This window comes from Tsukamurella sp. PLM1 (assembly GCF_023168325.1).
In the GTDB taxonomy this organism is placed as follows: Bacteria; Actinomycetota; Actinomycetes; order Mycobacteriales; family Mycobacteriaceae; genus Tsukamurella.
The window spans coordinates 3,389,799-3,413,146 of record NZ_AP025688.1 but is presented as its reverse complement, the minus strand read 5'-3'; the positions used below and the strand labels follow the sequence as shown (position 1 = coordinate 3,413,146).

The following is a 23,348-nucleotide window of genomic DNA, read 5'->3' as shown; positions in this document are numbered from 1 at the left end:
GTGCATCCGGCCGTGGTGCGCGCGAAGCTGCGCCGCGCGCATCGGCGCGCGGCGCAGCAGCCCCGGTCGGCGCGGCCGTCAGCTGATCCGGCGGCGGTACGCCAGCAGCGCGGCGCCGTAGGCGACCGCGAGGATGCCCGTGCACCACGCGAGGGCGGAGACGAGATCGGCGGTGTCGACGGGGCGCTGCGCGAGCAGTGCGGAGATCGTGTTGACGATCGACGTCACCGGCTGGTGCTCGGCGAAGGCGCGCACCGGGCCGGGCATGGTGTCGGTGGGCACGAACGCCGAGCTGATGAAGGGCAGGAAGATCAGCGGGTACGAGAACCCGGTGGCGCCGTCCACCGACTTCGCCGTCAGCCCGACGGCCACCGCGATCCATGTGAGCGCCAGCGTGAACAGCGCCAGGATCCCGGCGACGCCGAGCCAGGCGAGCGGGCCGGCGGACGAGCGGAAGCCCATGAGCAGGCCCACCCCGATGATGATCACCACCGTGATCGCGTTCGCCACCATCGACGTCAGGACGTGCGCCCACAGCACCGACGACCGCGCGATCGGCATGGACTGGAAGCGCTCGAAGATGCCGCCCTGCATGTCGTTGAACAACCGCAGCGCCGTGTAGGCGATGCCGGACGCGATGGCCATCAACAGGATTCCCGGCAACAGGTAGTTCACGTAGTTCGTGCCGCCCGTGCTGCCCTTGATCGCCCCGCCGAAGACGTAGACGAACAGGAGCATCATCGCGATCGGCGTGATCGCGGTGGTGATGATGGTGTCCGCGCTGCGGGTGATGTGCTTGAGCGAGCGGCCCAGCAGCGCACCGGTGTCGGCGACGGCGTAGGTGGTCATGATCGGTCCTCGGGGGTCGTGGTGGAATCGGTGCGGGCTCCGGTGAGCGCGAGGAAGATCTCCTCGAGCGTGGGCTGCTTCTCGACGTACTCGACCTTCGCCGCTGGCAGCATCCGCTTGAGCTCGGCGAGGGTCCCGTCGGCGATGATCCGGCCGTCGCGGAGGATGGCGATGCGGTCGGCGAGCTGTTCGGCCTCCTCCAGGTACTGCGTGGTGAGCAGCACCGTCGTGCCTCGGGTCGCCAGTTCCTGCACGACCTCCCAGACGTCGATGCGCGCCTCGGGATCGAGGCCGGTGGTGGGCTCGTCGAGGAAGATCACCGCCGGATCGCCGATGAGGCTCATGGCGATGTCGAGGCGGCGGCGCATGCCGCCGGAGTAGGTGGCGACCTTCCGGCCGCCGGCGTCGGTCAGCCGGAACCGTTCCAGGAGTGCGTCGGCGACGGTGCCGGGGTCGCGCTGGTGCCGGAGCCGGGCGACGAGGACCAGATTCTCCCGGCCCGTGAGGATCTCGTCGACCGCGGCGAACTGGCCGGTGAGGCTGATGGATTCGCGCACCCGCTGGGCGTCGGCGGTCACGTCGTAGCCGTGCACCGCGGCGGTGCCGGCGTCCGGGCGCAGCAGGGTGGAGAGGATGCGCACGAGCGTGGTCTTGCCCGCGCCGTTGGCGCCGAGCAGGGCGAAGATGCTGCCGGGGACGACGTCGAAATCGACGCCGCGGAGCACCGGCAGGTCGTCGTAGGACTTCTCGATACCGCGGACCTCGATGGCCGCGGTGGTGGTCATGGTCATGGTGATCTCCTCGGGGTGGGCGCGCTCAGCGAGCACGGCGGATGTCGATGTCGCCGAACTTGGCCCGGGCGCGGACGGCGACGTGGGCGCCGGTGGTCGACTCGGGGAGGCCCTCGTCGAGGTGGTTGCGGACCCGTCCCTCCTTGGAGGAAAGGTCGAGCCACGCCGGGATGCCCTCGGCCACACCGACGGTGAGCTTGCCGTAGCTGCTCTCGAGGTCGATGACGCCGTCGGAGACCTCGTTCACGGTGATGGCGCCGTAGGCCGTCTTCGCCAGCACGGACGCGGTGGCGCGGTCGATGTCGAGGTCGCCATAGGACAGGTTCGCTTCGACGCCGCCGTTCGTCTCTCCGACGCGGATGCTGCCGTGCGAGGCCTTGAGCACGGCATCGCCGGCGATCGAGCCGATGCGGATCTGGCCGTGGTCCGCCGTGATCTCCGCCGAGCCGTCGACGGTGCCGGCCGTGGCGTTGCCGTGCCCGGCGCGCAGCCACAGGTCTCCCGTCGCGTCCAGTTCGACGGTGCCCGTGCTCGCCTTGATCCGGGAGGCGGCGAGCCGGCCCTCGGTGCGGACGCTGCCGACGGAGCTCTCGGCGGTGAACCGGGAGCCCGCGGGGAGCTCGATGACGACGTCCACCGACTCGGTGGCGCCGATGAAGCTCATGAGGCCGAGCTTCGGCTTGGGGCCGATCACGGTGAGCCGGGCACCGTCGAATTCGACTCGGGTGGCTTCGGCGCCGCGCTGATCGGCGGGCTTGTTCGGCGCGGTGGGCGTGACGGTGACGACGGCGTCGGTGCGGTCGGTCGCGATGACCTCGATGTCGCCGACCTGCAGGTTGACGGCCAGGTCGATGGGGTGGGGCGCGGGGAAGACGGGCATGGCGGGACCTTTCGAAGGGTGTGCTCGGCCGACCCCGCGGGAGCGGGTTCTCGTCGGGCTGTGCGGTTGTGTGTGGGGAGTGGGTGTTCCGGGGAGTACTGAGGGTCAGCGGGCCCAGCCGGCGAAGTCGTCGCCGGTGCGCAGGGTCCGCTGCGCGGATCGTCGCTTGCGCGGTGCGAGGGCCGCGGCGACGGCGCGGACCAGCCAGGTGTTCACCGAGACGCCCTCGGCGGCGGCGGCCTCGTCGACCTGCGACTTGAGGACGTCGGGCAGGCGGAGGGTGGTGCGTGAGGTGCTGGTGTCGTCGAACTCGGCGCCGGAGGCGGTCGCCCGCGCCTCGTCGTCCTGCTCGGCGCGCGCCGCGGCGACGACGAAGTCCACGTCACGGCCGCGCAGCCGCAGGTCGACGGAGCCGGGAACCAGGTCGCGGGTGATCTCGCCGGCCGCGGCCGACAGGGCGTCGAGGAGAACGAGCCGGGTCGCGGCGTCGAGGCCCGCGGCGAGGCGCTCCGCCGCGGCTCGGGCATCGTCGACGCCGTTGTCGCCGGCGTCGACGAAGTCCCGCTCGGCGGCGTCGACGAGCCGGCGTTGGAGGTCGCTGACGAAGGGTGTGATGTCCATGACGTCAACTATGACACCACTATGGTGTCACGTCAACCGTTGAATGGTGTCAGAACAGAACGGTGCCCCGGACCTCGCTTCAGGTCCGGGGCACCGTCGGGCTGCAGGGAAATGCTCTAGCGGCTGAACAGGAGGGCGCGCTTGACCTCCTGGATGGCCTTCGTCACCTGGATGCCACGGGGGCAGGCATCGGTGCAGTTGAAGGTGGTGCGGCAACGCCACACGCCGTCGACGCCGTTGAGGATCTCGAGGCGCTCGGCGGCGCCCTCGTCGCGGCTGTCGAAGATGAAGCGATGGGCGTTCACGATGGCGGCCGGACCGAAGTACGACCCGTCCATCCAGTACACCGGGCAGCTGGTGGTACAGCAGGCGCAGAGGATGCACTTGGTGGTGTCATCGAAGCGTGCCCGGTCGGTGGGGGACTGGATCCGCTCGCGCGTCGGCTCGTTGCCCGAGGTCATCAGGTAGGGCTTCACGGCGCGGAAGGCGTCGAAGAAGGGCTCCATGTCGACGACGAGGTCCTTCTCCACCGGCAGGCCGCGGATGGGCTCCACCGTGATGGTGATGTCCTTGTCGCCGTCGAGGAAGTCCTTCATCAGCATCTTGCACGCGAGCCGGTTGACGCCGTTGATGCGCATGGCGTCGGAACCGCACACGCCGTGCGCGCACGAGCGACGGAACGTGAGCGTGCCGTCCAGGTAGCCCTTGACGTAGAGGAGCAGGTTAAGGAACCGGTCCGAGGGGAGCGCCGGGACCTTGAAGCTCTGCCAGCCGGCCGCGTCCGGGTCCTCCGGGTTGAACCGGAAGATCTTGAGCGTGACCATCGTCGAGCCGGGCGGCACGGGGGCTGCACGGATGCGGGGGTGTCAACTGCAGCGGTCATCAGTACTTACGCTCCATCGGCTCGTAGCGGGTCTGCACGACGGGCTTGGTGTCGAGACGGATCTCGGCGCCCGTGCCCTCGCCCTCCTTGTACGCCATGGTGTGCACCATGAAGTTCTCGTCGTCGCGGTTCGGGTAGTCCTCGCGGGCGTGGCCGCCGCGGGTCTCCTTGCGGTTGAGGGCGCCGACGACGGTGACCTCGGCCAGTTCGAGCAGGAAGCCGAGCTCGATGGCCTCGAGCAGGTCGCTGTTGAAGCGCTTGCCCTTGTCGGTGACGGTGACGTGCTCGTACCGCTTCTTCAGCGCGCGCACGTCGGTGAGCGCCCGCGAGAGCGTCTCCTCGGTGCGGAAGACGGCCGCGTTGTCGTTCATCGTCTGCTGCAGCTCGGTGCGGATGGTCATCACGTTCTCGTTGCCGTGATCGCTGAGCATCGCGGCCACCCACTCCTCGACCATGGTCGCGGGGTTCTCGGGCAGCGGCACGAAGTCGTGCGTGTTGGCGTACTCCGCGGCGGCGATGCCGGAGCGGCGTCCGAAGACGTTGATGTCGAGCAGCGAGTTGGTGCCCAGGCGGTTGGCGCCGTGCACCGAGACGCACGCGCATTCGCCGGCGGCGTACAGGCCGGGGACGACGTGGTCGTTGTCGCGCAGCACCTCACCGTGGATGTTGGTGGGGATGCCGCCCATCACGTAGTGGCACGTGGGGTACACGGGCACCAGCTCGGTGACCGGATCCACGCCCAGGTAGGTGCGGGAGAACTCCATGATGTCCGGCAGCTTGGCCATCAGGGTCTCCTCCGGGATGTGCGTGACATCCAGGAGCACGTAGTCCTTGTTCGGGCCGGCGCCGCGGCCCTCGAGCACCTCGAGCACCATCGAGCGGGCGACGATGTCGCGCGGCGCGAGGTCCTTGATCGTGGGGGCGTAGCGCTCCATGAACCGCTCGCCGTCGGCGTTGCGGAGGATGCCGCCCTCGCCGCGGACGCCCTCGGTGATGAGGATGCCCAGGCCCGCGAGGCCCGTCGGATGGAACTGGTGGAACTCCATGTCCTCCAGGGCAGGCCCTTGCGGAAGACGATGCCCATGCCGTCACCGGTCAGGGTGTGCGCGTTGGAGGTCACCTTGTACATGCGTCCCGAACCGCCGGTGGCGAACACGATCGCCTTGGCGTGGAACACGTGGATCTCACCGGTGGCGAGCTCGTACGCGACGGCGCCCGTGGCGACGGGGCCGTTCTCGGTCTCCGTCAGCGCGATGTCGAGCACGTAGAACTCGTTGAAGAACTCCACGTCGTGCTTGACGCAGTTCTGGTAGAGCGTCTGCAGGATCATGTGGCCGGTGCGGTCCGCCGCGTAGCAGGCGCGGCGCACGGGCGCCTTGCCGTGGTCGCGGGTGTGGCCGCCGAAGCGGCGCTGGTCGATCTTGCCCTCGGGCGTCCGGTTGAAGGGCAGGCCCATCTTCTCCAGGTCGAGCACCGCGTCGATGGCCTCCTTGGCCATGATCTCCGCGGCGTCCTGGTCGACGATGTAGTCGCCGCCCTTGACCGTGTCGAAGGTGTGCCACTCCCAGTTGTCCTCCTCGACGTTGGCGAGGGAGGCGCACATGCCGCCCTGTGCCGCGCCGGTGTGGGAGCGGGTGGGGTAGAGCTTGGTGAGCACCGCGGTGCGGGCACGGGGCCCGGCCTCGATGGCTGCACGCATCCCGGCGCCGCCGGCGCCGATGATCACCACGTCGTAACGATGTTCCTGCATGATGCGGGTGAGTCCTTCCTGGCCGCTACTGGGCGGTGGGCACGGATGCCGGTTCGAACGAGAGGAGCGCGTACGAGCCGAGGCCGACCACCAGGATCATCGACAGCACGAGCAGGGTCTTGAGCCAGAACCGGGTGCGGTCCTTGCGGGCGTAGTCGTCGATGATCACGCGCAGGCCGTTGCCGCCGTGCAGCTGCGCCAGCCAGAGCATCGTGATGTCCCAGATCTGCCAGAACGGGCTGGCCCAGCGCTCGGCGACGAACGCGGCGCTGATGCGGTGCACGCCCTGGCTGTCGAGCGCCAGCATGATGAACACGTGCCCGAACACGAGCACGAGGAGTGCGATGCCCGAGAAGCGCATGAACAGCCACGCGTACTTCTCGAAGTTGCCCGCCGCGGGGCGGTGCGGGGAGCGCGGGTTGTCGAGCGACGCCGGGCGGTCGTACTGCTTGAGCAGCGTCTTGGCGAGCTTGGGTTCGTTCGCAGTAGTCATATCTGTTCGTCCCCCTATGCGTGCGAGATCATGATGTAGAGGAGACGCGCCGCCATGCCCGCGCCGGTGATGAGGAAGACGGCCCACACCACGATGGACATCGCCTTCTGGTACTGCACGCCCTTGCTCCAGAAGTCCACGAGGATCACGCGGATGCCGTTGAGGGCGTGGAACAGGATGGCCATCACGAGGCCGATCTCGAGCAGGCCGATGATCGGGGTCTTGTACGTCTTGATGATCGCGTCGTACGCCTCGGGATCGATGCGGATGACCGCGGTGTCGAGCACGTGCACGAACAGGAAGAAGAAGATGGTGACGCCGCTGATGCGATGCAGCACCCAGTTCAACATTCCCGGGTCGCCCTTGTAGAGGGAGACGCGGCGCGGCTCCTCGGCGGCCGCCACCTCGCTTGTACTAGTCATCGAGCCCTGCCTTCGACGTCGTTGATGGACGCGGCGGGATACGGTCGGTCGAGAAGGGCGCTGAGCCCTCTCGGCGACGCCTCACCCGACGTGTACCTGAACCCACGCCTTGACCTTAAACCCACGGGAATGTGGAATCGAAACCACGGTCCCGATCCATTGGGGCCGAACAGATTTAGTTAGGTTTGCCTGACCGAAATTGATCCGGAATCAACAAGGCTCCGGAAGGGAGTGATCGGCCATGCCCGAGATCGACTGGGAGGTCTTGCGGCGCACCGCCGTCGACGCGATGCGGCACGCCTACGCGCCCTATTCGAAGTACCCCGTCGGGGCCGCGGCATTGGTCGACGACGGTCGAGTCGTGTCCGGTTGCAATGTGGAGAATGTCTCATACGGATTGACGCTCTGCGCGGAATGCGGACTCGTGGGCGCGCTCCATTCGACCGGCGGCGGCAGGCTCCTCGCTTTCAGTTGCACCAACGCCAACGGCGACGTCCTGCTGCCCTGCGGGCGGTGCCGCCAACTGCTCTACGAACACGGCGGCGGCGATCTCCTGATCGATCACCGGTCGGGCCCGATGCCGCTGCACCGACTCCTTCCCGATGCGTTCGGGCCCGACGATCTCGAAGAGGTAGACCGATGAGCTCCGACTCCACCGAAGTGTTCGACGCCGTGTCCGTCATCGCGACCAAACGCGACGGGCGCCCGCTCACCGATGGCCAGATCGACTGGGTGATCGAGAACTTCACCACCGGCACGGTGGCCGACTACCAGATGTCCGCGCTCGCGATGGCGATCTTCCTGAACGGCATGGACCGCCGCGAGATCGCCCGCTGGACCGCCGCGATGATCGCCACCGGCGAGCGCATGGACTTCTCCGGCCTCCGCCGCGACGGGCGCCCGCTGACCACCACCGACAAGCACTCCACCGGCGGCGTCGGCGACAAGATCACCCTGCCGCTCACGCCGCTCATCGCGTCCTACGGCGTGGCCGTACCGCAGCTCTCCGGCCGGGGACTCGGCCACACCGGCGGCACCCTCGACAAGCTCGAGGCGATCGCGGGCTGGCGCGCCGACCTCACCAACGAGCAGATGTTCGACCAGCTCGAGCGGGTGGGCGGGGTCATCTGCGCCGCCGGCTCGGGCCTCGCGCCGGCCGACAAGAAGCTCTACGCCCTGCGGGACGTCACCAGCACCGTCGAGGCCGTTCCGCTGATCGCCAGCTCGATCATGAGCAAGAAGATCGCCGAGGGCACCGCCTCGCTCGTGCTCGACGTCAAGGTGGGCAAGGGCGCGTTCATGAAGACCGCCGAGCAGGCCCGCGAGCTGGCCGAGACGATGGTGGCGCTCGGCCACGACTCGGGCGTGAACACCGTCGCCCTGCTCACGGACATGTCCACCCCGCTCGGCCGCAGCGCCGGCAACGCCCTCGAGGTCGCGGAGTCCCTCGAGGTCCTGGCCGGCGGCGGACCGTCGGACGTAGTGGAGCTGACCCTCGCCCGGCGCGCGAGATGCTCGCCCTCGCGGGCGTCGACGCCGACCCCGCCGAGCATCTGGCCAACGGGAGGGCGATGGACAGCTGGCGGGCGATGATCGCGGCCCAGGGCGGCGACCCCGACGCCCCGCTGCCCGTCGCGCGGCACACGCGCACCGTCGCCGCGCCCGCCTCGGGCGTGCTCACCGAGCTCGATGCGATGGGCGTCGGCATCGCCGCTTGGCGTCTGGGTGCGGGCCGCGAGCGGCAGGGCGAACCGGTGCAGGCGGGCGCCGGCGTCACCTGGCATGCGACCGTCGGCGACACTGTGACGGCGGGCGAGCCGCTGTTCACGCTGCACACCGACACCCCGGAGAAGTTCGACGGTGCCCTCGCCGCGCTCGAGGGCGCGGCCGTCATCGGCGACGGCGCCCCGCGCGGTTCGCTGGTCCTGGACCGGGTGTCCGTTTAGGGGCTCATGACGCGGACGGGCGCGCCCGCGAGGTAGGCGCGCACGTCTTCGGCGGCGTCCGCGTAGAACACCCGGTACTGCTGCTCGGTGACGTACCCGACGTGCCCCGTCAGCACCGAATTCGGCAGGTCGCGGAGCGGGTCGTCGGCGGGCAGCGGCTCGGCGTCGAACACGTCCAGCGCGAGGCGGATGTCGCCGCGCCGGGCGGCGGCCGCGGCGGCCGGGGTGTCGAGGACGCCCGCGCGCGACGTGTTGACCAGGAGCGCACCGGGTTTCATACGGGCGATGTCGGCGGCGCCGACGATGCCGCGCGAGCGGTCGGAGAGCACGTAGTGGATCGTGACCACGTCGGCGCGCTCGAACAGCTCCTGCTTGGTGACCGCCGTTGCGCCGACCTCGGCCGCGCGCTCGGCGTCGAGGTTGCTGGACCAGGCGATCACCTCCGCGTCGAAGGCGTTCGCGATCCGCGCGACGCGCCGCCCGAGCCCGCCCAGCCCGACGATGCCGATGGTGCTCTCGTGCAGCTCCCGTCCGACGGTGCCCTGCCACCGCCCGGCGCGGATGTTCGCGTCCTCCGTCGGCACGTGGCGCAGGGCCCCGAGGATCAGGGCCCACGTGTGCTCGGCGGCCGCCGCAGGACGGTATCCGGTGTGGCACACGGTGATCCCGAGCTCCGACGCGGCTGCGAGGTCGATGGCGGCGTTGCGGCGGCCCGTCGACACGAGCAGCCGCAGCGCGGGCAGGGACCGCAGCACGGCGGCGGGGAAGCGCGTGCGCTCGCGCATCGCGACGATCGCGTCGAAGCCGGCCAGCTGCCCGGGCACGTCGGTGAGCGGCTCCGTGAAGACGGTGACGTCCAGGCCGGAGAAGTCCCCGTACTCGCGGGAGACGTCCTGGTAGTCGTCGAGGATCGCGATGCGCATACCGCCACGGTAGCGGCCCGGGGTAGTGCTGGCACCACCCCGGATTCTCCCGCTGGGACCAGGGACTCGCGGCCGTGCGGTACCTACCGTCTACGGCATGATCGAATACGTGACCCCGTCCCCGGTGCTCCGCGAGCCCGAGCCCGAGCGCGGCGCGCTCGCCGCGCCGCTCCGCGAGCCCCTGCGCTTCCTCACCACCTCCGCGCCGTGGCGCGGCCTGGCCTACTTCGCCGGCTCGATGCTCGTCGGGTGGGCGCTCTTCCTCCTGTACGTGGTGGTGGTCCTGCTGCCGTTCGCGCCCGCCTGGTCGTTCGGGCTCGCGAAGCTGGAACGCCTGCGGGTCACCTGGCTCGGCGCACCGGCGATCGGCGATCCGCATCCGCCCGTGACGGGCAGCCTCTCGGCCCGGGCCGGCGCCCGGCTGGGGGAGCGCGCGACGTGGCGCGAGGTCGCGTACTCGCTGCTGCTCGCGGTGCTCACCCCCATCGTCTTCCTCGGTGCGGTCGTCGGCTGGACGGTCGGCCTCGGGCTCGTGTTCGGTCCCCTCCTGTCCGACGAGGTGAACGTCATGGGCACCACGGTCGACGGGGTGATCAGGCAAGCCGTATGGGGCGCGATCGGCGCGGTGATCTGCGCTGTGGGGCTGTACCTCACGTACGCCGTCTCGGTGGCGCAGGCCGCCACCGCGCGACTGCTGCTCGGACCGACCGAGGAGGAGCTGCGCCGCCGTGTGACCGCGCTGGAGACCTCCCGCGGTGTGCTGGTTACCTCGTTCGAGGACGAGCGCCGCCGGATCGAGCGGAATCTGCATGACGGCCCGCAGCAGGACCTCGCGAGCCTGTCGCTGCAGTTGGGCGAGCTGCAGCAGAGCCTGCCGGAGACCGCCGACGAGTCGCTGCGCGGCCAGGTGGCCGAGGCACAGGTGCGGCTCGAGCGCGCCATGGCGGGGCTGCGCGACACCGTGCGCGGTGTGCACCCGCAGGTGCTCGACGACGCCGGGGTCGAGGCTGCGTGCGCCGAGCTCGGCGGGGCGATCCGGGTGGATGTGATCGCCGGTGACGGCTGGGAGCCGGGCGCCGCCTGGCCGCCGAGATCGAGCAGGCCATGTACTACACCGCCAGCGAGGCGGTGACCAACGCGATCAAGCACGCGGGCGCGAACACCGTGTGGATCACCTTCGCGGCGGGCGTGCTCGGGGTGTCGATGACGGTCATGGACGACGGTGCGGGTGGCGCGGATCCCGCCGGCGGCACCGGCCTCGCGGGGCTGATCGAGCGCGCCGAGTCGATCGGCGCGACGCTGACGGTGCTCAGCCCGCCCGGAGGGCCGACCACGCTCTACTGGGCGAAGGCCGTGTCGTAGTCTGCCGCTGTGCGGATTCTGATCGCGGAGGACTCGGTGCTGCTGGCCGAGGGCCTACGGCGGATCGTCGAACGGGCCGGGCACGAGGTGCTCGGCCTGCTCGGCGACGCGGACGCGCTCCGGGCGCACGACCCCGGCACCGTCGACCTCGTGGTGACGGACGTGCGGATGCCACCGGGGCACGGGGACGACGGCCTGCGGGCCGCGCTCGACCTGCGGGCCGGGCGGCCCGACCTGCCCGTCCTGGTGCTGTCCCAGTACGTCGCCGCGGCGTACGCGCGGCGCCTGCTGGACTCGGGCGGCGGCGTCGGTTACCTGCTCAAGGAACGGGTCGGCCGGGTGGACGACTTCCTGCGCGCCCTGGACACCGTCGCGTCCGGGGGAGTGGTGGTCGACCCGGAGGTGGTGGCCAAGATGTTCACCCCGACGGTGCTCGACCGGCTCACCCCGCGCGAGGGCGAGGTGCTCGCGCTGATGGCGGAGGGGCGCTCGAACCCGGAGATCGCGGCGAGCTTCGTGGTGTCGGACGCGGCCGTCGCCAAGCACGTGGCCAACATCTTCGCCAAGCTGGACCTGCCGCCCGAGGAGGGCAACCGCCGGGTCCGCGCGATCCTCGCCTACCTGACGGAGCGGTAGCCGGTGGTACCGGACGGTAGCCGGTAACTTTGCCCTATGGCGAATCCCGTTGGTCCCACCCCGATCGATCTGCCCGCCCTCCGCCGCGCCCCGAAGGTGCTGCTGCACGATCACCTCGACGGCGGGCTGCGGCCCGCCACCGTGCTCGAGCTCGCGGCCGATACCGGTTACGAGAACCTGCCCGCTGCAACGGAACCCGCGCTTGCGGAGTGGTTCCGCGACGCCGCCGACTCCGGCTCACTGGTGCAGTACCTGGAGACGTTCGAGCACACCGTCGGGGTGATGCAGACGCCGGAGGCGCTGGCCCGGGTCGCGCGCGAGTGCGCCGAGGACCTCGCCGCCGACGGCGTGGTCTACGCCGAGGTGCGGTTCGCTCCGGAGCAGCACCTGCAGGGCGGGCTGTCGCTCGACGAGGTGATGGAGGCGGTGCTGTCCGGGTTCGCGTCCGGCGAGTCGGCGGCCGGGGTGGCCGGTCGCCCGATCGTCGTGCGCTGCCTGGTGACCGCCATGCGGCACGCCGCCCGCTCGCGGGAGATCGCGGAGCTGGCGGTGCGCTGGCGCGACCGCGGGGCAGTCGGGTTCGACATCGCGGGCGCGGAGGCGGGCTTCCCGCCCAGCCGCCACCTCGACGCGTTCGAGTACATGCGAGATCACTCGGCGCCGTTCACCATCCACGCGGGTGAGGCGTTCGGGTTGCCGTCGATTCACGAGGCGCTCGCCTTCTGCGGGTGCGACCGGCTCGGCCACGGCGTGCGGATCGTCGACGACATCGAGGGCGTGGAGCCCGGGGCGGCGGACTTCTCCGCTGCCCGGCTCGGCCGCGTCGCCGCGCGGGTCCGCGACGCCCGCATCCCGTTGGAGCTGTGCCCCAGCTCCAACGTCCAGACGGGGGCCGTCGCCTCCCTGGAGCAGCACCCGTTCGACCTGTTGGCGCAGTTGCGATTCCGGGTCACCGTGAACACCGACAACCGGCTGATGAGCGACACCTCGATGAGCCGGGAGATGCTCAAGTTGGTCGAGACGTTCGGGTACGGCTGGTCGGACCTGCAGCGCTTCACGATCAACGCGATGAAGTCGGCGTTCCTGCCGTTCGACGAGCGGCTGGCGATCATCGACGAGCAGATCAAGCCCGGCTACGCCGTGCTGATCGGGTAGCGGCGGGGCGCCTACTTCTTGCTGAGCCGGTCCTCGAACTCGTGCTCGAGGGCCCGCCAGGCCTCCGCCTCGTTGTCGAAGGGACCCGACGGCGCCAGCCGGCGCGGCTGCGGGTCGAGCGCGTACGAGACGAAGAAGCCGAGCGGCGTGGTGGGCCGCAGCGCCTCCCGCACCGAGGCGTCGTCGGCGAAATCGGCGGAGTCGAGCAGCAACTCGACGGCGAGGTCCAGCTGGTCGCGGTCGATCCGGCGCGGACCGTCGGCGATGTCCTCACCGATGCCGGGCAGCACGTACACGTTGTCGTCGTAGACCTCGACCTCGAGCGAACCGTCGGTCGCGGCCACCTGCACCTCGGAGTAGGTGGACACGGCGGCGAGGTCGGTGTCGTTGTCGTCCGCCAGGTACCGCGCGAGCGCGCCCTCGGAGTCGAAGACGAAGATCTTTCCCTTGCGTCCCAGGAAGATCGGGTTGTCGTCCAGGTAGCAGCGCAGGGTGTAGTACTCGCCGTCCGAGGTGATGATCTTGATCGGGTCGATCCCGACCTGGCCCCAGAACGAGTCGTCCTCCTCGAACTCCTCCTCGTCGTCCTCGGTGTCGTCGACGTCCACCGCGTCGAGGTCGTCATCGTCGGCGTCCGCGTCGAGGTCGTCGTCGAGATCGTCGAGGTCGGTGTCGAGCTCGTCCTCCGCGGCGGCGAGCGCGGCGGCCTTCTCGGCGGCCGCGGCGAGCTCCTCCTCCGCCGTGGCGGTGACGCTCGCGGACACCTTCGGCGTGCTGACCACGCCCTCGATCGCGTCCACCACGTCGTCCCACTTGCGGGCGATCAATTCGCCCACCTTGTGCCACATCTCGGCGCCCTCGCGGCCCTCGAAGTTGCGGGTGCCGATCCGGACGGTGCCGAGCACGGGGTTGCCGTTGAAGAACTTGGTGACGTCGATCAGCTCGCACACCTCGCCGATGAGGCCGACGATCTCGAGAGTGTCCTCGAGCTCGGCGATCACCTCGGGGGTGGGGTCCTCGGCGGCCAGCTCGGGCACCGAGATCAGGTCGAAGCTGCGGTCGTCACGCGGGACGAAGGCCTCCGCGGGCAGCGTGGTGAGCGCCTCCCACGCGGGGTGGTCGTCGAGGTCGTTCGCCTTGCCGCTGCGGGCGAAAGCGACGAGCTCCGCCACGGACGAGAAGCCGTACAGGTCCTCGTCGAGGCCGAGGAAGGCCTCCCATTCGTCCTCCCCGTCACGCCACCGCGGTGCCCACAGGGTGTACACCGGGCCGTCGGTGAGGCCGAGCTCGATCGGGACGATGTCAGACGCCATGGCGCCCAGCGTAGTGCACTGGGCGGGCTCGGCGTCGGCCGTACACCCGTCAGCCGGTGGGGCGGAAGAAGCCATGGAACTGCTGGCCGATGTTGTCGGTGCGGACGGAGGAGATCTGCACGGGGTCGCCGGCCTCGATCATGCGTCCGTCGCCGATCACCATCGCCACGTGCCCGCTCCACACCGCGAGGTCGCCGGGGCGTAGGTCGGACGCGCTCACGGAGAAGCCCACCGCCTGCTGGTCCGCCAGCCGCGGCAGCTCGATCCCGGCCTGCCGGTAGGCCCACTGCGTGAAGCCGCTGCAGTCCAGGCCGACGCCCGGGGTGGTCCCACCCCACGCGTAGGGCACGCCGAGTTGCGTCAGCGCGGCCTGGACCGCGGCGGCGGCCTTGGCGTTGGGCGCCTTCACCACCGTGCCGTCGGGCAGCCGCACGTCGAACCCGCCCTTGCCGTCCGCCGTCACCGTCGTCTTCGCCGACGTGCGGGAGGCGCGCACCGTCGACGCCCCGGAGCCGCGGCCCTTGCCGCTACCGGATCCCGAGCCCGAGCCCGTGAGGGCGGAGGTCAGCGCACTCACCGGCGAGCCGGACGATCCAGAGCCGCCGCCGGTCCCTCCGCCCGTCCCGCCTCCGGAGCCTGACGGTGCCGCGCTCGCGGGGAGCGTGGACGCCGACGTCGAGGCCGGGTTCGTGGCGGCGCCGCCGTCGACGGTGCCGGGCGCCGTCGGCGTCGCCGACGCGAGCCCGGCGACCTTGTCGGATTCGCCGTCGAGCTCGCCGCGGGCCCGTTTCAGCACCTCCAGCGCCTGCTGCAGATGGTCCGCGGCCAGGGTGAGGACCGCGATCAGCCCCGTCGGGTTGAGCAGCGTGGGGTTCGCGGTCTCGGCCTTCTGCACGAACGAGTCGAGCACGGCCTTGAGCTCGGTGTGGCCCTTGCGGACCGTCTCGGCGGCCACGGTGACCGACTCGCGGAGCGCTCCCGTGTGCTGCGACAGGGCGGTCGCGGTGGTGCCGCCGGACCCGATCGCGCGCTGCGCGGACGCCGCGTCGACGCCCGTCCATGCGCGGCCGACGGCCACGTTCGTTCCCGCGGTCTGCGCGCCGACCCGCGCCAGCTCGGTCTCGACGGCCCGGATCGCCGCGTCGATCCCCGCGGTCGTCAGGTCGCCGGTGCCGAAGGTGTCCAGCAGCGCCCGCAGGGGTGCGGCCAGCGCGGCGACGATCCCGTTCACGACGCACCCCCGAACAGCCCCAGCAGCGACGCGGCGCCACCGGCCTCGACCGCCGTCGCGGACGCCGCCGTCCGCGCGGCCCCCGCGGCGGCCGATGCGTAGAACGCGGCCAGCCGCACCAGTTCCGCATCGGCGGCCGCCGTCGCGCCCAGCAGTTCGGCCAGGTAATCGCCCCCGACGATCCCCAACACCGGGGTCAGCGCCGCGGCCGACGCCGCACCCGCCCCGGCCGTCGCCGATACCGCCGCCGCGAGCGCCCCCAGCTCGCCGCCCGCCGCCGTCACGGTTCCCACAGTCATCTCGAACGGTTCCATTCGCAATACCCCCTCACTCATTGGACGGCCCAGACCGCCGCCGGGTTCCCGATACGCTGGCGGCATGCAGATCACCGTGGTCGACCACCCCGGCCGCCGTCCGCCTCACCGCGCTCCGCGCCGAGGCCACCGACAACGCCTCCTTCCGCGCCGCGCTCAAGGAACTCACGCAGATGCTGGTTTACGAGGCCATGCGCGATGCGGCCGTCGCGGCCGTCACGGTGACCACCCCGCTCGAGGACACCGACGGTGCCGCCCTCGCCGCGCCGCCGCTGCTGGTTCCGGTGCTGCGGGCCGGGCTGGGCATGGTCGACCAGGCGCACGCGATGCTGCCGGAGTCGCAAGTCGGCTTCGTCGGTATGGGCCGCAACGAGGAGACTCACGTGCCGGAGCCCTACTTCGAGTCGCTGCCCGCCGACCTCACCGACCGTCCGGTGTTCGTGCTCGACCCGATGCTCGCCACCGGCGGCTCGATGGTCGAGACGCTGGGCCTGCTGGCGCAGCGCGGCGCGACCGATGTGACCGCGGTGTGCGTCGTCGCAGCTCCGGAGGGTGTCCGCGCCCTCGAGGAGTGCGGGCACCCGGTGCGCCTGGTGACGGCGACGATCGACCGTGGCCTCAACGAGAAGGCGTACATCGTGCCGGGCCTGGGCGATGCGGGGGACCGCCAGTTCGGGCCCCGCTGGACCTGATCAGTTCGACCAGAAGCCGGTCGCGGGCTCGGTGAACTCGCCGTTGGTCGCGCTGATCACGAGGCCGTGCGGCGTGATGTTGATCGTCGCGTCCGGCGCCCGGGCGACCCACCCGGGTCCGGCCGGTAGGACCCCGTCGATCCGTGTGCCCGAACGGGTGTCCATCCGCCAGCCCGCGTAGTACAGGGCGCCGCCGCGTTCGCACACCACGGCCTGCGAGGTCGCGGTCAGCACCATCATGCGCGCGGTGTCGCCGTCGGCGCAGCGCGCCTGGGTGCCCACGAAACCGAGCCGGTCGGTGCCGGGGATCGCAGGCGGGGGTGTCGGGTCCGGGGCGGGGGAGCCGGGGGCGGACACGGTCACCGTCGGGCCTCCCGACGGTGCCGCCGAGACCTGCTCCGGTGCGGGTCGGGTCCCGCTCACGTACGCCGTCGCGCCCGCCGCGGCGGCGATCACGATCAGCACGCCGACGATCACCGATACGGCGATCACCCGCCTGCGCGCGGGGTCGGCCGGCCGCGCCGGTCGGGTCACCCGAGGGCCGCCCACTCACGGACGGTGTCGGTCACGGCGCCCAGCCGCTCCCTCGCGGTCGCCAGGGCGTCCTTCGTCGCGGTCTCGTCCGTCACGGGTGCGATCACCTCCAGGTAGAACTTCGCCTTCGGCTCGGTCCCGGAGGGGCGCACGGTGACCCGGACGCCGTCGCCGCGGAACACCAGCGCGTCCGTCGCGGGGCGGGCCCGCAGCAGATCCTCACAACTGACAGGAGTATTGGCAACTTCAACAGGCGGGTCGGTGCGGAGCGCCGCCATGATCGCGGCGATCCGGGCGACATCCTCGACGCGCAACGAGTACTGGCCGGTGAGGTGCACGCCGTGCGCGGCGTAGAGCTCATCCAGCGCGTCGGGCAGGGCGCGGCCCTGCGCCTTCAGCGCCGCCGCGTAGGACGCCGCGACCACGGCGGCGGAGATCCCGTCCTTGTCGCGCACCGTCGACGGATCGCAGCAGAGGCCGAGGGCCTCCTCGTACGCGAACGCCAGGCCGTCCCCGGCGCGGACGAGGTTCTTGAACCCGGTCAGGGTGCGCGCGTACCGGGCGCCGCGGCTCTCGGCGATCGCGCCGAGCAGCTCCGAACTCACGATGGTGGTCGCCACGAGCGGGTCCGACAGTGCGCCGCCCAGGGGGGTATCGAGCAGGTGCGCGCCGAGCAGCGAACCGGCCTCGTCGCCGGTGAGCATCCGCCAGCCGTCGTCGAAGCGGACGCCCAGCGCGCACCGGTCGGCGTCGGGGTCGAGCGCGATCGCGAGGTCCGCGTCCACCCGTTCGGCGAGGGCGAGCAGCAGGTCGGCGGCCCCGGGCTCCTCGGGGTTCGGGAAGGTCACCGTCGGGAACTCGCCGTCGGGCGCGAACTGCTGCTCCACGACGTGCACGTCGTTGAAACCGCTGCGGCGCAGGGCCTCGACGGCGACCTGCCCGCCGACGCCGTGCATCGGGGTGAGCGCGATGCGCAGTGCGGTGGTGGGCGCCGGGCGCAGCGAGGAGACGCGGTCGAGGTAGGCGGCGGTCACCTCGGTCGCGCGTGGATCGGCGGGGACCGGAGCCCGCTCGATGGAGGTCGCCGCGGGCGCGGCCGCGATGAGCGTCTCGATCTCCGCGTCGGCGGGTGCCACGAGCTGCGCGCCGCCGTCGAGGTACACCTTGTAGCCGTTGTCGGCGGGCGGGTTGTGGGAGGCGGTGATCTGCACGCCCGCGACCGCGCCGAGCGCCCGCGTCGCGAACGCGACCCACGGTGTCGGGCCGGGTTCGGGCAGCCCGACGACGGAGAAGCCCTGCGCCGCCAGCACTTCGGTGGCAGCGGCGAAGAACACCTCGGAGCCGCGGCGCGCGTCGCGGCCCACGACGACGGTGCCCCCGCCCAGGCACTTGGCCTTCAGCCACTCGCCGAGCGCCCAGGTCGTGCGGGTCACCACCGCGACGTTCATGCCCGACGGTCCGCCGCGCACGGGACCGCGGAGCCCCGCGGTGCCGAACGTCAGGTGCGTCGCGAACCGGTCGGCCAGCTCGTCCGGCGAGAGCGCCTCAAGCTCGGCCCGAGTGACGGGGTCCGGGTCGGTCGCGATCCAGGCGGCCGGGTCCACGGCGCCCACCTACATCGCCTCGATCACGTCGGCCAGCAGCCCGCCCATCCGCGCAGCCGCCTCGCGCCCGGCCTCGAGGACCTCCTCGTGGTCGAGGGGCTCGCCGGTGATGCCGGCCGCGAGGTTGGTCACGAGCGAGATTCCCAGCACGGCGGCGTCCTCGGCGCGGGCGGCGATGGTCTCGTGCACCGTGGACATGCCGACGAGGTCGGCGCCCAGCGTGCGCAGCATGCGGATCTCCGCCGGGGTCTCGTAGTGCGGGCCGGGCAGGCCCGCGTACACGCCCTCGTTCAGGGACGGGTCCACCTGCCGCGCGAGCGCCCGCAGCGCGGGGAGTACGCGTCGACGAGGTTGACGAACTGCGCGCCGACCAGCGGCGAGCGGGCCGTGAGGTTGAGGTGGTCGGAGATGAGCACCGCCTCGCCCACGTGCATGCCCTCCCGCAGGCCGCCGGCGGCGTTGGTGAGGATCACCGTCGACGCGCCCGCCGCGCAGGCCGTGCGGACCGGATGGACCACGCGGGACAGGTCGTGGCCCTCGTACGCGTGCGTGCGGCCGAGAAGGACCAGCACCCGCTTTGCGCCGACGACGAGTGCGATCGCCGTGCCGGAGTGGCCGGCCGCGCTGGGCGGTGCGAAATGCGGCAGGTCGGCCATCGCGACGGTGCCGGCCGTGCTGCCGCGGGCCGCGAGCGCGTCCGCCGCCGGCGCCCAGCCGGAGCCGAGCACGACGGTCACGTCGAACGGTTCGCCGCCGGTGGTGGCGAGGAGCGCCGCGGCCGCCTCCCGGGCGGCCTTGGAAGGATCGTCGATGCCGGGATGTGGGGCCATGGTTCTCGATGCTAACCCGCTATCGTGAACGCCATGCCTTACGTGACTCGGACCGACGACGTCTTCACGCTGTTCCTCGGGGACGAGGGTGTCGAGCTCTCGGAGACCAACCCGGAGAACCGGTTCTCGCCCGACTGGGTCGACGCCGTGCACGCCCGTCTCGACGAGATCGAGGCGCAGGCCGCCGGCTCACCGGCCGCGCTCGTGGTCACCGCCACCGGCAAGTTCTTCTCCAACGGCCTCGACGTCATGTACATCCTGGCCAACGCCGGTGAGCTGCCGACGTACCTGGACCGGGTGCACACGGTGTTCAGCCGCCTGCTCACCTTCCCGATGACGACGGTCGCCGCGGTCAACGGCCACGCCTTCGGCGCGGGAGCCATGCTCGCGCTGTCCTGCGACTTCGCCGTGATGCGCGAGGACCGCGGCTTCTTCTGCCTGCCCGAGGTCAGCCTGAAGATGGGGTTCACGGTGGGCATGGCCACACTGCTGCGCTCGCGCCTGCCGTACCAGACCGCGATCGAGGCCATGACCACCGGACGCCGCTACGGCGGCGCCGACGCCGTGGCCGCGGGCATCGTGCAGGCGGCGGTCCCGGAGGCCGAACTGCTGTCCGTTGCGACGGCGCGGGCGGCCGCGAACGCCGCGGCCGACGGGCCCACGCTGAACAAGATCAAGAACGACCTGCACACGCACCTCATCGCCGACCTCGCCGTTCCCACGACCGAAGTCAAGTTCGGCTGACGGTGACGGCCTCCGTCACCTCCGTTCTCGGGGCGCTCACGGCCGCCGTCGACCGCGTGCGGCCGGACCTGGTCTCGGTCAGTCACGCCGTGCACGCCCGGCCCGAGCTCGCGTTCGAGGAGCACTTCGCGGCGGGCCTAGTGGCCGACGCGTTGGCGGGCCACGGATTCACCGTCGAGCGCGGCATCGCGGACCTGCCCACGGCGTTCGTCGGACGGGCCGGGTCCGGGCCCTGCGCGTCGCGGTCTTCGCCGAGTACGACGCGCTTCCCGGCATCGGCCACGCCTGTGGGCACAACGTCATCGCGGCCGCGGGCCTCGGCGCCGGGATCGCGCTCGCGTCCGTCGCGGACGAGCTCGGGATCACCGTCGAGGTGTACGGCACGCCCGCGGAGGAGTCCGGGGGCGGCAAGGTGCTCATGCTGCAGCGCGGGGTGTTCGACGGTGTCGCCTGTGCGGGCATGGTGCACCCGGCGCCGTTCGACGTGGTCCGGACCCGGACGCTGGCGCTCGCCGACCTCGCCATCCGGTTCACCGGCCGCGAGGCGCACGCCTCCGCGGCACCCTGGGCCGGGCGCAACGCGGGCGATGCCGCCACGGTGGCACAGGTGGCGCTCGGCCTGCTGCGTCAGCACCTGGAGCCGGGGCAGCAACTGCACGGCATCGTCAGTGAGGGCGGATCGGCGCCGAACGTGGTTCCCGCCTCCGCGGAGCTGCTCTACTACCTGCGCGCCGACGACGCGGAGTCGCTGGACCGCCTGGCCGCGCGCGCCGGCGACTGTTTCGCCGCCGGGGCGCTCGGCGCCGGCTGCACCCACGAGGTGGCCGAGGTCTCGCCCGCCTACACCGAGCTGCGCAGCGACAACGGGCTGGCCGCCGCGTACCGCGCCGCCGCCGTGGCGATCGGCCGCGATCCGGTGGCGCCGGAGTTCGAACAGTCGATACCGCTGGGGAGTACCGACATGGGCAACGTGAGCCACGCTGTACCGTCGATCCATCCGCTGATCGGCCTGGAGACCGACGGGGCCGTGACCCACCAGCCGGAGTTCACGGCCGCGGCCGCGACTCCGTCCGCCGATCGCGCCGTGCGCGACGGTGCGCTGGCCCGGCCGCCGCCTTCGCCGCGGCGGCGGAGGACGAGAGTGAGCGCGCGCGGCTGCTGGAATCGGTCGGGCGCCGGATGGACGGGAGCAACGGACGGTGAGCGGCGGTTCAGGAGCAGCGCGGGTCGACGAGTGGCTGCAGCGCAAGGGCGCGTGGTTGCGCGAATTCCGTCGCGATCTGCACGCGCACCCCGAGCTGTCCTGGCGCGAGCAGCGCACGACCAATGCCGTCTTCGAGACGCTCACCGCCGCCGGCCTGCACCCGCGCAAGCTCTCCACGACGGGCCTGGTCGTGGATCTCGGGCCGGTTCCGGGGCCCGGCGACGACGGGCGCGTGGCGCTGCGCGCCGACATGGACGCCCTGCCGATCCACGAGGCCACGGGCCTGGACTTCCAGTCGACCAACCCCGGCGTCTCCCACGCCTGCGGGCACGACGCCCACACCTCGATCCTGCTCGGCACCGCGCTCGCCCTGGCCGAGCTCGACGCCGCGGGCGAGCTCGGCGTGGGCGTGCGTCTGATCTTCCAGCCCGCCGAGGAGGTCATGCCCGGCGGCGCCCTCTCCGCGGTGCGCGACGACGTGATGGCGGGGGTGTCGCGGATCTACGCCCTGCACTGCGACCCGCGGATCGAGGTCGGCCGGATCGGCGTCCGGGCGGGTGCGATCACCTCCGCCGCCGATCACGTGGAGGTCATCCTCCACTCTCCCGGCGGCCACACCTCCCGCCCGCACCTGACCAGCGACCTGATCTACGGCATGGGCACCGTCATCACCGGCCTGCCGGGCGTGCTGTCGCGCCGGGTGGACCCGCGCTCCGGCACGATCATGGTGTGGGGTGCGGCGAACGGCGGCTCCGCGCCGAACGCGATCCCGCAGATCGGTGCGCTGCACGGCACGGTGCGCACCGGCGAGCACCACATCTGGGAGGCCCTCGAGCCGTTGGTGCGCGAAGTGGTGGGGGAACTCCTGGCGCCGTTGCGCATCAAGCACGAGGTGAACTACACGCGCGGCGTGCCGCCCGTGATCAACGACCGGGCTGCAGCGGTGCGGCTCGCGGACGCCGCCCGCGCCGTCTCGCCCGACGGGGTGGTCGACACCCCGCAGTCCGGTGGTGGCGAGGACTTCTCCTGGTACCTCGAAGAGTCGCCCGGCGCGATGGCGCGGCTCGGCGTGTGGTCCGGCGAGGGGCGCCAGTACGACCTGCACCAGCCCGATTTCACCCTCGACGAGCGCGCGCTCGAGATGGGCGTGAAAGTCTTCACGAACGTGGTGCTCGGCTACGCGGAGTGACGGCCGGGCGGAGCTGCATCGGAACCGTCACCGACGTCGTGATGCCGGAACTGTCCTCGAAGTCCTGCGGCATGACATCGCCGGGGAATCGGCACTCGGATTCTGTCCGACGCGGACGGTGCGTCCGGAGCGGACACGATCAGAGGGGCGTCGATGCGCTGCTCACCTTCGTGGCGAGTCGTCGTTGAGTCTCGTGGATGTACGCGAGATCAGCCCTCACCCCGCATGAGAGCTTCGCCGAGCGCGGTGCGGCGGTACAGGACTCGGCGGCCGTAGCGCGAGCTCTCCACGATGCCGTTCGCGCCCAGTACCTTCAGGCTCTGCGATACGGCGGAAGGTGAGACACCCAGCGCCGCAGCGAGGTCCACGACCGCGGCAGGTTCGGTGAGGGCCACCAGCAGGTCGGCCTTGGCGACACCGATGAGTCTGCGCAGCGCGTCGTCGGCGCCCGGGACCCCGTTCGCGAGCTCGCGGCCTCGGAAGGTGACGTCGGACTCCAGGATCCGCTCGATCACGGGCCACAGAGGCGCGATCGCCGAACGGTGATATCCGTCGAGCGCTTCGACGACGGTGCCCACGGGGTCGGCGTGCTCGATCAGTGTGTGCAGCTGCGCCGATGGGGCCTCGCCCTCCGCGAGTTCCAGTAGCTCTGCGCGGGCGACGTCGGCTCCGGTAGCCGCGACGAGCTCGAGATGCGCGTCGAACGAGGGGCGCGTGCGCGCGGTCATCGCGGGCGTGAGGAAGTCGGGGATCTGGTGGCCCGATCGCGAGACCAGCGCGTCGATGAGGCCGCGGTCGTACCGGTCCCGGCGGGTGTCCGCCTCGCGACGCCAGCCGGCCAGGTGCGGGGCCGAGGCGTGCACATGGTTGAGGTGGAACAGGCTGAGGACGGTCTCGTTGAGTGGCGACACCACGAAGCGGGCGTCGGCCAGATCTCCGACGTCGAGCAGGTAGGTCAACATGTAGGCGCCACCTAATTCAG

Annotated in this window: 21 protein-coding genes and 5 pseudogenes; 10 read left to right on the top strand and 16 right to left on the bottom strand. The window is 71.5% G+C overall.

Features of this window, described 5'->3' with window-relative positions:
- Positions 1-78: 78 nt before the first annotated feature.
- The 8 genes and pseudogenes from MTP03_RS17525 to sdhC all read right to left on the bottom strand — a co-directional run bounded on the left by MTP03_RS17525 (position 79) and on the right by sdhC (position 6,689).
- On the bottom strand, positions 79-849 hold the full coding sequence (locus MTP03_RS17525; protein ID WP_248489316.1) for an ABC transporter permease: 771 nt from the start codon (positions 847-849) through the stop codon (positions 79-81).
- Complete coding sequence (locus MTP03_RS17520; protein ID WP_371820989.1) at positions 846-1,640, bottom strand: ABC transporter ATP-binding protein; 795 nt, start codon at positions 1,638-1,640, stop codon at positions 846-848. The genes MTP03_RS17525 and MTP03_RS17520 overlap by 4 nt, the downstream gene beginning before the upstream one ends.
- Before the next feature lie 25 nt (positions 1,641-1,665).
- The gene (locus MTP03_RS17515) at positions 1,666-2,520 is read right to left on the bottom strand and encodes a DUF4097 family beta strand repeat-containing protein (protein ID WP_248489315.1); all 855 of its coding nucleotides are present in this window, start codon (positions 2,518-2,520) and stop codon (positions 1,666-1,668) included.
- 105 nt (positions 2,521-2,625) lie between these two features.
- On the bottom strand, positions 2,626-3,141 hold the full coding sequence (locus MTP03_RS17510) for a histidine kinase (protein ID WP_248489314.1): 516 nt from the start codon (positions 3,139-3,141) through the stop codon (positions 2,626-2,628).
- A gap of 116 nt (positions 3,142-3,257) precedes the next feature.
- Complete coding sequence (locus tag MTP03_RS17505) at positions 3,258-3,998, bottom strand: succinate dehydrogenase iron-sulfur subunit (RefSeq protein ID WP_248492273.1); 741 nt, start codon at positions 3,996-3,998, stop codon at positions 3,258-3,260.
- 25 nt (positions 3,999-4,023) lie between these two features.
- A pseudogene (gene sdhA, locus MTP03_RS17500) lies at positions 4,024-5,774 on the bottom strand (succinate dehydrogenase flavoprotein subunit).
- A 25-nt stretch (positions 5,775-5,799) separates the two neighbouring features.
- Positions 5,800-6,267, bottom strand: coding sequence for a succinate dehydrogenase hydrophobic membrane anchor subunit (locus MTP03_RS17495; RefSeq protein ID WP_019202496.1), 468 nt, complete (start codon positions 6,265-6,267; stop codon positions 5,800-5,802).
- A 14-nt stretch (positions 6,268-6,281) separates the two neighbouring features.
- Entirely contained in the window at positions 6,282-6,689 is a 408-nt protein-coding gene (gene sdhC, locus MTP03_RS17490; protein WP_248489313.1) for a succinate dehydrogenase, cytochrome b556 subunit, read from the bottom strand.
- 241 nt (positions 6,690-6,930) lie between these two features.
- Here sdhC and MTP03_RS17485 point away from each other — a divergent pair, with 241 nt between their 5' ends.
- Both MTP03_RS17485 and MTP03_RS17480 read left to right on the top strand, forming a co-directional pair.
- Positions 6,931-7,332 carry a cytidine deaminase gene (locus tag MTP03_RS17485; RefSeq protein ID WP_248489312.1) on the top strand — a complete coding sequence of 134 codons (402 nt, stop codon included), beginning with the start codon at positions 6,931-6,933 and terminating at the stop codon, positions 7,330-7,332.
- Positions 7,329-8,635, top strand: a pseudogene (locus MTP03_RS17480) (thymidine phosphorylase). Before MTP03_RS17485 ends, MTP03_RS17480 begins: the two are co-directional and overlap by 4 nt.
- Here MTP03_RS17480 and MTP03_RS17475 read toward each other — a convergent pair.
- The gene (locus MTP03_RS17475; protein WP_248489311.1) at positions 8,632-9,558 is read right to left on the bottom strand and encodes a D-2-hydroxyacid dehydrogenase family protein; all 927 of its coding nucleotides are present in this window, start codon (positions 9,556-9,558) and stop codon (positions 8,632-8,634) included. The pseudogene MTP03_RS17480 and the gene MTP03_RS17475 overlap by 4 nt on opposite strands.
- Before the next feature lie 97 nt (positions 9,559-9,655).
- On the opposite strand from MTP03_RS17475, the gene MTP03_RS17470 reads away from it, so the two are divergent.
- The 4 genes from MTP03_RS17470 to MTP03_RS17455 are packed head-to-tail and all read left to right on the top strand — an operon-like array spanning position 9,656 to position 12,711.
- Positions 9,656-10,690, top strand: a complete 1,035-nt coding sequence (locus tag MTP03_RS17470; RefSeq protein WP_248489310.1) for a sensor histidine kinase — start codon at positions 9,656-9,658, stop codon at positions 10,688-10,690.
- Entirely contained in the window at positions 10,663-10,920 is a 258-nt protein-coding gene (locus tag MTP03_RS17465; RefSeq protein WP_248489309.1) for an ATP-binding protein, read from the top strand. The genes MTP03_RS17470 and MTP03_RS17465 overlap by 28 nt, the downstream gene beginning before the upstream one ends.
- 9 nt (positions 10,921-10,929) lie before the next feature.
- Entirely contained in the window at positions 10,930-11,556 is a 627-nt protein-coding gene (locus tag MTP03_RS17460; protein WP_248489308.1) for a response regulator transcription factor, read from the top strand.
- A 36-nt stretch (positions 11,557-11,592) separates the two neighbouring features.
- Entirely contained in the window at positions 11,593-12,711 is a 1,119-nt protein-coding gene (locus MTP03_RS17455) for an adenosine deaminase (RefSeq protein WP_248489307.1), read from the top strand.
- A gap of 11 nt (positions 12,712-12,722) precedes the next feature.
- Here MTP03_RS17455 and MTP03_RS17450 read toward each other — a convergent pair whose 3' ends face one another.
- Genes MTP03_RS17450 through MTP03_RS17440 form a run of 3 tightly spaced genes read right to left on the bottom strand, consistent with a single transcriptional unit; the run spans position 12,723 to position 15,554 of the window.
- A complete protein-coding gene (locus tag MTP03_RS17450; protein WP_248489306.1) occupies positions 12,723-14,024 on the bottom strand; it encodes a primosomal protein in 1,302 nt (433 codons plus the stop codon).
- 49 nt (positions 14,025-14,073) lie between these two features.
- Positions 14,074-15,255 (bottom strand): C40 family peptidase, encoded by a 1,182-nt coding sequence (locus MTP03_RS17445; RefSeq protein WP_248489305.1) that lies wholly within the window; start codon positions 15,253-15,255, stop codon positions 14,074-14,076.
- Entirely contained in the window at positions 15,252-15,554 is a 303-nt protein-coding gene (locus MTP03_RS17440) for a hypothetical protein (RefSeq protein WP_248489304.1), read from the bottom strand. The genes MTP03_RS17445 and MTP03_RS17440 overlap by 4 nt, the downstream gene beginning before the upstream one ends.
- 79 nt (positions 15,555-15,633) lie before the next feature.
- Here MTP03_RS17440 and upp point away from each other — a divergent pair.
- Positions 15,634-16,261, top strand: a pseudogene (gene upp / locus MTP03_RS17435) (uracil phosphoribosyltransferase).
- Here upp and MTP03_RS17430 read toward each other — a convergent pair.
- From MTP03_RS17430 to MTP03_RS17420, 3 genes and pseudogenes are all read right to left on the bottom strand, one after another.
- Positions 16,262-16,810, bottom strand: coding sequence for a hypothetical protein (locus MTP03_RS17430; RefSeq protein WP_248489303.1), 549 nt, complete (start codon positions 16,808-16,810; stop codon positions 16,262-16,264).
- Positions 16,792-18,408, bottom strand: coding sequence for a phospho-sugar mutase (locus MTP03_RS17425; protein WP_248489302.1), 1,617 nt, complete (start codon positions 18,406-18,408; stop codon positions 16,792-16,794). The genes MTP03_RS17430 and MTP03_RS17425 overlap by 19 nt, the downstream gene beginning before the upstream one ends.
- Positions 18,409-19,211: pseudogene (locus MTP03_RS17420) on the bottom strand (purine-nucleoside phosphorylase). It lies immediately after the preceding gene.
- Positions 19,212-19,262: 51 nt separating this feature from the next.
- Between MTP03_RS17420 and MTP03_RS17415 the strand changes: the two are divergent.
- The 3 genes and pseudogenes from MTP03_RS17415 (at position 19,263) to MTP03_RS17405 (ending at position 22,366) form a co-directional block, all read left to right on the top strand.
- Complete coding sequence (locus tag MTP03_RS17415) at positions 19,263-19,973, top strand: enoyl-CoA hydratase/isomerase family protein (RefSeq protein ID WP_248489301.1); 711 nt, start codon at positions 19,263-19,265, stop codon at positions 19,971-19,973.
- A 2-nt stretch (positions 19,974-19,975) separates the two neighbouring features.
- Positions 19,976-21,176 (top strand): annotated as a pseudogene (locus MTP03_RS17410) (amidohydrolase).
- Positions 21,173-22,366 carry an amidohydrolase gene (locus MTP03_RS17405; protein WP_248489300.1) on the top strand — a complete coding sequence of 398 codons (1,194 nt, stop codon included), beginning with the start codon at positions 21,173-21,175 and terminating at the stop codon, positions 22,364-22,366. The pseudogene MTP03_RS17410 and the gene MTP03_RS17405 overlap by 4 nt, the downstream one beginning before the upstream one ends.
- Positions 22,367-22,575: 209 nt before the next feature.
- On the opposite strand, the gene MTP03_RS17400 is transcribed toward MTP03_RS17405, so the two are convergent.
- Positions 22,576-23,328, bottom strand: a complete 753-nt coding sequence (locus MTP03_RS17400) for a helix-turn-helix domain-containing protein (RefSeq protein WP_248489299.1) — start codon at positions 23,326-23,328, stop codon at positions 22,576-22,578.
- Between the last annotated feature and the right edge of the window lie 20 nt (positions 23,329-23,348).